Here is an 8,481-nt window from a genome sequence, read left to right on the forward strand (position 1 = left end):
GCACAAACGACTTAATCCCCTCCGTCCCCTTTTTGTCATGAGGATGCCGGCCAGCGGCCGGCACTACCGCACAGAATGCTGGTCACACTTCGCGCGCGGCTCCGTCATGGGACACAATCCCCCCGGAGAGCCGCCGCCATGACGACGTTCACCGCATCGATCGACCAGACCCTGGAACGCGAACTGCCCGCCGCCGCCAGCGGTTGCCAGCACGCCTACGGCCGCATCGTGCTGGCCTGCCAGAACACGGTCACCGCCATCGCGCTGGCCATCACCCGGGACCGCCAGGCCAGCGAGGACATCGCCCAGGAAGCCTTTGTGAAGGGCTGGCAGCAGCTGCACCAGCTGCGCAGCGCGACCAGCTTCCTGCCGTGGCTGCGGCAGATCACCCGCAACCTCGCCCGCGACTGGCTGCGCGCCCAGCGTGGCCGTCCACTGACCGGCGAGGCGGCCGAGGTGGCGATGGGGATGGCCGCCGATCCGTCCCCGGGCGCAGCCGATCGCCTGCAACGGGTGGAGGAAGAAATCGCCGCCGAGGACATCATCCCCACCCTGCCCGCCGACAGCCGCGAAGTCCTGTTGCTGTACTACCGCGAAGGCCAGCGCTCGCAGCAGGTGGCCGACCTGCTCGGGCTCAGCGACGCCGCCGTGCGCAAGCGCCTGTCGCGCGCCCGCGCGCTGGTGCGCGACGGCCTGCTGCAGCGCTTCGGTGAGTTCGCGCGCAGCAGCGCGCCGAGCGCCGCCTTCGCCACCGCCGTGGTGTCGATGGTGCTGGTGGCCGCACCCGGCACCGCCAGTGCCGCGATCCTGCTGAGCGCCGGCGTCGGCGTGGGCAGCAGCAAGCTGGGCCTGGGCGGGGCCAGCGTGGCCGGGGGTACAGCCATGGGCTCGGTCACCGCCACCCTGGGCTACCTGCACATGATTCCGGCCAGCACTTGGGGCGCGTTCGCTGGTGGCGTTGCCGGCGGCGTGATCGGCAGCTACCTGGGCGGTCGATTCCTGCTGTCCTATGCCAAGACCGATGCCGAACGCGCGCGGGTCTGGCGCTTTGTGCGCATGAACACCTGGACAGCCATGGCCTGCTGCCTGGCAGTGCTGGCGGTGGTACTGCTGCAGACCCCGACGTGGGTGCATCTGCTGGTGCTGGTGCTCGGCATGGGTCTGGTGAACTACCAGTGCCTGGGACCGCTGCAGCAGATCATGGCGCCGCTGATCGCGCGCGATTCGTCGCGGCGTGGGCGCACCGGCACCAACTGGGTGTATGAATCGCTGTATGGGCGTACCGGGATCATCGCCATGAACATCGTGGTGCTGGGCGTCGTGCTGTATGCCGTGGCCCATTCCAGCGGCCGCTAGGGCCTCAACGCACGACGCCGGCAGTACGCCGGCGTCGTGGTCGGTCAGCGCGCGATGAATCAGCGCTGCGACTTCGGTGCACCGCCGTCGCGCGGACCGCCTTGGCGCGGGCCACCGTGCATCGGGCCCTTGGCCGCGTCGAACTCGGCCTTGCTCAGCTGGCCATCCTTGTTGGTGTCGGCGGCAGCAAACCAGGCATCACGATGCTGCTTCATGCGCAGCTCGCGGTCAGCCTTGTCCAGGTAACCGTCCTTGTTGAGGTCGAGCTGTTCGAAGCGCGCGGCCAGGCGCGGGTCGGCCTTGGCCTCGTCGCGGCTGATGCGGCCGTCCTTGTTGACGTCCAGTCTGGCCCAGCGCTCACCGCCGTGGCCACGGCGGCCATGCTGCCAGCGCGGCATCTCATCGCGCGAGAGCTTGCCGTCCTTGTTCCTGTCCAGCTCGTCGAACTTCGCGGCCAGGCGCGGGTTGGCAGCCGCCTCGCTGCGGTCGATCACGCCGTCGCCATTGGTGTCCAGCTTGGCCGGGCGCTGCGCCGACGTGGCCGGGGTGTCGGCCGCCAGGGCGATGCCGGAGGCGGAAGTGCCGAGCAGCAGGGCCAGCAGCAGGGGGGTACGGATCATGGGGTCACTCCTGGGAATGGGAATTGCGTCGGGGTGATCACTTCACCCTCGAGTGACAACAACGCCCGGGCGCGACATCGGTTGACGCTGCTGCCAGATCCATTCATCCGGCGGACAGTCGCCGCCACTGCGACGGGCTGGGGCTATGCTGTGCCCATGGCACTACACGGCGATAGAGACGACGAACTGCGGCTTTTCCAGACCGGCGAGCACCCCTGCGGGTACTGGTCCGACCGGGTGGCGCGCGACCTGGTGCTGGATCCGCACGATCGCCGGCTGGGTGGCCTGTACCCGCTGGCACTGAGCTGGGGCTTCCGCCGCAGCGGTGATCTGGTCTACCGGCCGCACTGCGCGCACTGCCAGGCCTGCGTGGCGGTGCGCATCCCGGTGGCCCGCTTCGCCCCGGACCGCAGCCAGCGCCGCTGTGCCGCCCGCAATGACGACCTGGAGGTGCGGATCACCGCCGCCACCGCCCGTGACGACCTGTTCGCGCTGTATCACCGCTACCTCACCCACCGCCACGCCAATGGCGGCATGGACGACCATGGCCCGCACGAGTTCGAGCAGTTCCTGATCGGCAGCTGGTCGCACACCCGCTTCATGGAGATGCGCCTGCCCGGCCACGACGGCCAGCCCAGCCAGTTGCTGGGGGTGGCGGTGACCGACGTCACCGAGCATGGCCTGTCGGCGGTCTACACCTTCTTCGACCCGGACCACGCCGCGCGCGGGCTGGGTACCTTCGCGATCCTCCAACAGATCGAGTGGGCGCGCCGCGAGGGGTTGCCGCACGTGTACCTGGGCTACTGGATCCGCGGGCACCAGAAGATGGACTACAAGCGCCGCTTCCATCCCCTTGAGGCCTACGACGGCCGCCGCTGGCACGATTTCGACAACGAACTGGACGGGCGCTGACAAACCGCTGACACCGGGCCGGGTGCAGAATAGGGGGATGAACGCCAAACCCCTGATCCTCGCCCTGGCCCTGCTCTGCGGCGCCACCGCCCCCGCCTTTGCCACGTCCCCCGCGATGACTGAGAAGCCGTCCACTGCGCTGCGCCTGGCCACCTACAACACTTCGCTGTACTCCGATGATGCCGGTGGCCTGATCAAGGAACTGGAGGGCGACAGCGAGCACGCACGCAAGATCGCCGCCGTGCTGCAGCAGGTGCGCCCGGACCTGGTACTGCTGAACGAATTCGATTTCGACGATGCCCATCGCGCCGCCGACCTGTTCCAGAAGCGCTACCTGGAAGTCGCCCAGCCCGGCGGCGGCAAGCCGCTGCACTTTGCCTACCGCTACCTGGCGCCGGTCAACACCGGTGTGCCCAGCGGCCTGGATCTGGACAACAACGGCGTGGTCGGCGGCGAAGGCCGCAGCCGCGGCAACGATGCCTGGGGCTACGGCCTGCACCCCGGCCAGTACGGCATGCTGGTGCTGTCGCGCTACCCGATCGACGAAGCCAAGGTGCGCAGCTTCCAGCTGCTGAAGTGGAGCGCGATGCCCGGCGCGATCCGCCCGGTCGACCCACGTACCGGCCAGAGCTTCTACAACGACCATGTGTGGTCGCAGCTGCGCCTGTCGTCGAAGTCGCATTGGGACGTGCCGGTGAAGACCCCGGCCGGCGTGGTGCACGCGCTGGTCTCGCACCCGACCCCGCCGGTGTTCGACGGCCCGGAAAAGCGCAACGCGGCACGCAACCACGACGAACTGCGCCTGTGGCAGGAATACCTGTCCAAGGGTGACAAGCCCTGGCTGTGCGACGACAAGGGCCAGTGCGGCGGCTTGGCGGAGGACGCGCGCTTCGTGATCCTCGGCGATCTGAACAACGACCCGGTCGATGGCGATGGCCGCCACGAGGCGATCGTCGAGCTGATCGAGAACGCGCGCGTGCTGCGCTACCCCACCCCGCGCAGCGTCGGCGGCGAGCAGACCAGCCTGGCCTATGCGGCCAAGGGCATCGAACGCAAGGGCGCACCGTTCCACGCCACCGGCGATTTCGGCCCGAAGTCCGGCACCATGCGCCTGGACTACGTGCTTCCCTCGACCGGTTTCGAGTACGTGGGCAGCGGCATCTTCTGGCCGGCCAATGAAAGCCCGGAAGCGAAGATCGCCGACGGCAGCGACCACCATCTGGTGTGGGTGGACGTGCGGTAGAGTCGACTGCACGTTGAGCGTACCGACCAACGGTCGGTACCCACCGGGTTTCGGTAGGCGACGACCGTTGGTCGTCGCTCCTTTTTCAGGGGCGCAGTTCGACGCCGATGGCGTAGGCGGCATCACGCGCGATGGCGCGTGCTTCGTCGATGGTTTCCGCGCGCGCCAGGGTCACACCGACGCGGCGGTGGCCATGCACGCTCGGCTTGCCGAACAGGCGCACGGCGGTATCCGGTACCTGCAGCGCGGCGGCGACATTGTTGAAGTACGGCACACCCTCGCCGTGTGCCAACAGCGCGCACGACGCCGACGGGCCACTCTGGCGGATCACCGGAACCGGCAGGCCGAGGATCGCGCGCGCGTGCAGCGCGAACTCGCTCAGTTCCTGCGAAACCAGGGTCACCAGGCCGGTATCGTGCGGGCGCGGCGACACTTCGCTGAACCACACCTCGTCGCCCTTCACGAACAGCTCGACGCCGAACAGGCCCCAGCCGCCAAGGTCGTCGGTGATCGCACGCGAAATCTCTTCGGCACGCGCCAGTGCCGCGCTCGACATCGGCTGCGGCTGCCAGCTTTCGCGGTAATCGCCATCCTTCTGCAGGTGGCCGATCGGCGCACAGAATGAGGTGCCGCCGGCATGGCGCACGGTCAACAGGGTGATCTCGTAGTCGAAATCGATGAAGCCTTCGACGATGCAGCGGCCGGCACCGGCACGGCCACCGGTCTGTGCGTACTCCCAGGCCGGAGCGATGTCCGCTTCGCTGCGCAGGGTGCTCTGGCCCTTGCCCGAGGACGACATCACCGGCTTGACCACGCACGGCAGACCGATGGCAGCCACGGCAGCGCGGTATTCGGCCTCGGTATCGACGAAGCGGTAGGGCGAGGTCGGCAGGCCCAGGGTTTCGGCGGCGAGGCGGCGGATGCCCTCGCGGTCCATGGTCAGGCGCGCGGCGCGTGCGGTCGGGATCACCCGCAGGCCTTGCTCCTGCTCCAGCTGGACCAGGGTCTCGGTATGGATGGCCTCGATCTCCGGCACCACCAGATGTGGCTGCTCCTGGGCGATCAGGGCGCGCAGCGCCATCGCATCGAGCATGTCGATCACGTGCGAGCGGTGGGCGACCTGCATGGCCGGGGCATCGGCGTAGCGGTCAGCGGCGATCACTTCCACGCCCAGCCGCTGCAGCTCGATGGCCACCTCCTTGCCGAGTTCGCCCGAGCCCAGCAGCAGCACGCGGGTGGCGGAGGGAGACAACGGAGTTCCAAGCTTGGCCATGGCGGTTCCAGCAGCGACGTGAAGGCGGGTGGGCATTCTAGCTGGCCGCGCACCCGGGTCATGGCATCCGACGAACGGTAGTCGAAAAGTGATATCACTTTGATATCTTCAATTCGAACCCTCAAGGACGTACCGCCATGAAAGAGAAGTCGCTTGCCTCCCTCAACGGCCTGGGCACCCTGGCCGGATCCCTGCTGGTCGCGCTGGCGGGTACCGCACTGTTCGTACTCGGGGCGACGACCAGGACCGGTTCCGGCTCACCGAACCTGCTGCTGATGCTGGCCGGCATGCTGGTGATCTTCGCTGCGGTCTTCATCCTGGCCGGCCTGTACACCATCCAGCCCAACCAGGCGGCGGTGCTGAGCCTGTTCGGCAAGTACATCGGCACCGTCAAGGACAACGGCCTGCGCTGGAACAACCCCTTCTATGCCAAGCGCCGGGTCAGCCAGCGCGTGCGCAACTTCGAGAGCGGCAAGCTGAAGGTCAACGAGCTGGACGGCAGCCCGATCGAGATTGCTGCGGTCATCGTCTGGCAGGTGGTCGATGCCTCCGAGGCCGTCTACAACGTGGACGACTACGAGAGCTTCGTGCACATCCAGTCCGAATCGGCGTTGCGCGCGATGGCCACCAGCTATCCCTACGACCAGCACGAGGAGGGACAGCTGGCGCTGCGCAGCCATGCCAGCGAGATCTCCCAGCACCTGAAGAACGAGCTGGCCGAACGCCTGGCCGACGCTGGCGTGCAGGTGATCGACGCACGCATCAGCCACCTCGCCTACGCCGCCGAAATCGCCCAGGCGATGCTGCAGCGGCAGCAGGCCAACGCAGTGATCGCTGCACGCACGCGCATCGTGGCCGGTGCGGTCGGCATGGTTGAAATGGCCCTGGCCGAACTGCAGAAGAACGGCGTGGTGCAGCTGGATGAGGAACGCAAGGCGCACATGGTCAGCAACCTGCTGACCGTGCTGTGCTCGGACCGCGGCACCCAGCCGATCGTCAACGCCGGTTCGCTGTACTGAACCACCCTCGCAACGGGGCGCCCCACCGCCCCGCCAGGAGCTTGCATGAGTGAGAAGAAAGCCTATCCGCTGCGCATCAACGCCGAGGTCCTGGCCGCGGCGCAACGCTGGGCTGACGACGAGCTGCGCAGCCTCAACGCACAGATCGAATACGTGCTGCGCGACGCCCTGCGCAAGGCAGGACGCCTGCCGAAACCCACGCCATCTTCGGAGGACATGGAATGAGCAAGCGTTGGAGCTACCAGACGATCGAGGTCAAGACGTCCATGATGGGCCTGCTCAAGGCCGAGGACATCCAGAGCGAGCTGAGCCGCCAGGGCCAACTGGGCTGGGAACTGGTCAACATCATCATCCCCGCACCGATGCGCCCGGCGATGCTGGTGTTCAAGAAGGAGGCCTGAGCCATGGGCGCCAGCGATCCGAAACAGTACGAGGTGGCCGAGAGCTCGCCGTTGCGCGTGCTGTGGATCGTGCTGCCCCTGCTCGCCGCCTTCGTGGCCTGCCTGTATGCGCAGTTGTACAAGGCGCCGGCGACGGCGCCCTGGATCGAAGTAACGCTGTCGCCACCCTGGTTCCGGATGGGCGGCAGCGCCGCCTGGAGTCTGCTGGTCATTGCAGCGCTAGGCATCGGGCTGGGCGCAGCATTCTTCCGCCGACGGGTGGAACTGGCCGATGGCATGCTGGACGTGCGTTCGACGATGTACCGCCGCCGCGTTCCGGTGGCGCAGTTGCGGCTGGACCAGGCCGAGGTGGTCGACCTGCAGCGTGCCCCCCGCTATGGCATCCGCTTCAAGACCAACGGCTACGCGATGCCGGGCTTCTATTCCGGTCACTTTCGCCTGCAGGGCGGTGGCAAGGGTTTCGCGCTGGTCACCAACCGCGCGAGCGTCCTCGCCCTGCCGGTCCGCGATGGCAGCACCCTGCTGCTCAGTCTCGATCGGCCACAGGCGCTGCTGGAAGCACTGCGCAAGGTGGCCGTGCCGGGCCCGCGGCAGTAAGCTGCGGCGATGCAACGACGCCTGCCCCTGCTGATCAATACCGAAGCCATCGAGTTGTGGCCGGCCGGCCTGCTGCGTGCGCGCAGCAATCTCGACGCGCGCCTGCTGTCACGAGCGAACTGGGTGCTGCGGCGCAAGTGCGATGGCCGTTACCTGGCGGCGGTGGTGGAACACGGCGTGCACGCCATGGTGCCGCGCCTGGCGCGCGAGCCCGGGGCCGAGGAAGCACTGGCCTTGCTGGATGCAGCCGCGGCCCGGCCGTTCGGTGCAAATCTGGAAGCGCAGTGGCTGCCCCTCGCCGGGCTGCAGCAGCGCCTGCAGCAGCTCGGCCTGGATGCCCAGCGCTATGCCGACGACAGCGGCCTGCCGCTGGAACCCGAACCGTGCCTGCTTCACTTTGCTGGGCGCGACCGCTTCGCCCGCCCGCTGTGGCTGCGCCGCGGCGCTGCACAGGGCTGGCGGCGGATGCGCCTGCATGCAGCGCGCGATGGCATCGCGCTGGATGCAATCTCCGGCTTCCGCAGCCATGCCTACCAACTGGGCATCTTCGAACGGAAACGGGCGCGCGGGCTGAGCGTGGCCGAGATCCTGAAGGTCAATGCCGCGCCGGGGTTCAGTGAACACCATAGCGGCCATGCGCTGGACATCGGCACGCCGGGCGATGCCCCGGCCGAGGAATCGTTCGACGCTACCGACGCGTTCGCCTGGCTACAGGTGCATGCCGGCGCGCATGGCTTCCAGCTGAGCTACCCGCGCGACAACCCGCACGGCATCGTCTACGAACCCTGGCACTGGTGCTGGAGACCGGCCAACGGCTGAGCCCCTCGTGGCGACCGCAAGGCGAAATTCATGGAGCTGTCCGGGCGGATTCCGCGTGCGTCCGCCACGGGATGGAACAAGAGAGCAAAGACAAAACCGGGTCGCTTCGCTCGAAGTCTCTACAACGGGTCAGCGCGCGGCTGTTGGGTCCGCCTTCAAGCGAGCCGAGCACCGCAGGTCCGGCGAGGGTGAAGAGGTGCTTGCGATTCTGTAGAGCCGAGCCATGCTCGGCTGCTCTCCG

Annotated in this window: 10 protein-coding genes; 8 read left to right on the plus strand and 2 right to left on the minus strand. The window is 67.9% G+C overall.

Annotated elements, in window-relative coordinates:
* The first annotated feature begins 138 nt into the window (after positions 1 to 138).
* Complete coding sequence (locus tag HMPREF3114_RS07655) at positions 139 to 1,356, plus strand: RNA polymerase sigma factor (RefSeq protein WP_070489506.1); 1,218 nt, start codon at positions 139 to 141, stop codon at positions 1,354 to 1,356.
* Between the two features lie 59 nt (positions 1,357 to 1,415).
* Here the strand turns inward: HMPREF3114_RS07655 and HMPREF3114_RS07660 are convergent, their stop codons facing one another.
* Positions 1,416 to 1,976 (minus strand): EF-hand domain-containing protein, encoded by a 561-nt coding sequence (locus HMPREF3114_RS07660; protein WP_005415696.1) that lies wholly within the window; start codon positions 1,974 to 1,976, stop codon positions 1,416 to 1,418.
* 156 nt (positions 1,977 to 2,132) lie between these two features.
* On the opposite strand from HMPREF3114_RS07660, the gene HMPREF3114_RS07665 reads away from it, so the two are divergent.
* Both HMPREF3114_RS07665 and HMPREF3114_RS07670 read left to right on the plus strand, forming a co-directional pair.
* Positions 2,133 to 2,888 (plus strand): arginyltransferase, encoded by a 756-nt coding sequence (locus HMPREF3114_RS07665; RefSeq protein WP_053500802.1) that lies wholly within the window; start codon positions 2,133 to 2,135, stop codon positions 2,886 to 2,888.
* Positions 2,889 to 2,925: 37 nt separating this feature from the next.
* Entirely contained in the window at positions 2,926 to 4,131 is a 1,206-nt protein-coding gene (locus HMPREF3114_RS07670; RefSeq protein WP_053500804.1) for an endonuclease/exonuclease/phosphatase family protein, read from the plus strand.
* A gap of 85 nt (positions 4,132 to 4,216) precedes the next feature.
* Here HMPREF3114_RS07670 and purT read toward each other — a convergent pair whose 3' ends face one another.
* Entirely contained in the window at positions 4,217 to 5,404 is a 1,188-nt protein-coding gene (gene purT / locus HMPREF3114_RS07675) for a formate-dependent phosphoribosylglycinamide formyltransferase (protein ID WP_053500806.1), read from the minus strand.
* A 137-nt stretch (positions 5,405 to 5,541) separates the two neighbouring features.
* On the opposite strand from purT, the gene HMPREF3114_RS07680 reads away from it, so the two are divergent.
* Genes HMPREF3114_RS07680 through HMPREF3114_RS07700 form a run of 5 tightly spaced genes read left to right on the plus strand, consistent with a single transcriptional unit; the run spans position 5,542 to position 8,240 of the window.
* Positions 5,542 to 6,423 carry an SPFH domain-containing protein gene (locus HMPREF3114_RS07680; protein WP_053500808.1) on the plus strand — a complete coding sequence of 294 codons (882 nt, stop codon included), beginning with the start codon at positions 5,542 to 5,544 and terminating at the stop codon, positions 6,421 to 6,423.
* A gap of 45 nt (positions 6,424 to 6,468) precedes the next feature.
* On the plus strand, positions 6,469 to 6,648 hold the full coding sequence (locus tag HMPREF3114_RS07685; RefSeq protein ID WP_053500810.1) for a type II toxin-antitoxin system antitoxin: 180 nt from the start codon (positions 6,469 to 6,471) through the stop codon (positions 6,646 to 6,648).
* Positions 6,645 to 6,824, plus strand: coding sequence for a DUF4177 domain-containing protein (locus HMPREF3114_RS07690; RefSeq protein WP_005415690.1), 180 nt, complete (start codon positions 6,645 to 6,647; stop codon positions 6,822 to 6,824). The genes HMPREF3114_RS07685 and HMPREF3114_RS07690 overlap by 4 nt, the downstream gene beginning before the upstream one ends.
* Before the next feature lie 3 nt (positions 6,825 to 6,827).
* Positions 6,828 to 7,421, plus strand: a complete 594-nt coding sequence (locus HMPREF3114_RS07695) for a PH domain-containing protein (protein WP_070489507.1) — start codon at positions 6,828 to 6,830, stop codon at positions 7,419 to 7,421.
* A gap of 9 nt (positions 7,422 to 7,430) precedes the next feature.
* Positions 7,431 to 8,240, plus strand: a complete 810-nt coding sequence (locus HMPREF3114_RS07700) for a M15 family metallopeptidase (protein WP_053500813.1) — start codon at positions 7,431 to 7,433, stop codon at positions 8,238 to 8,240.
* The last annotated feature ends 241 nt before the right edge of the window (positions 8,241 to 8,481 follow it).

The sequence above is a fragment of the Stenotrophomonas sp. HMSC10F07 genome, from assembly GCF_001807895.1.
Classification (GTDB): Bacteria; Pseudomonadota; Gammaproteobacteria; order Xanthomonadales; family Xanthomonadaceae; genus Stenotrophomonas; species Stenotrophomonas sepilia.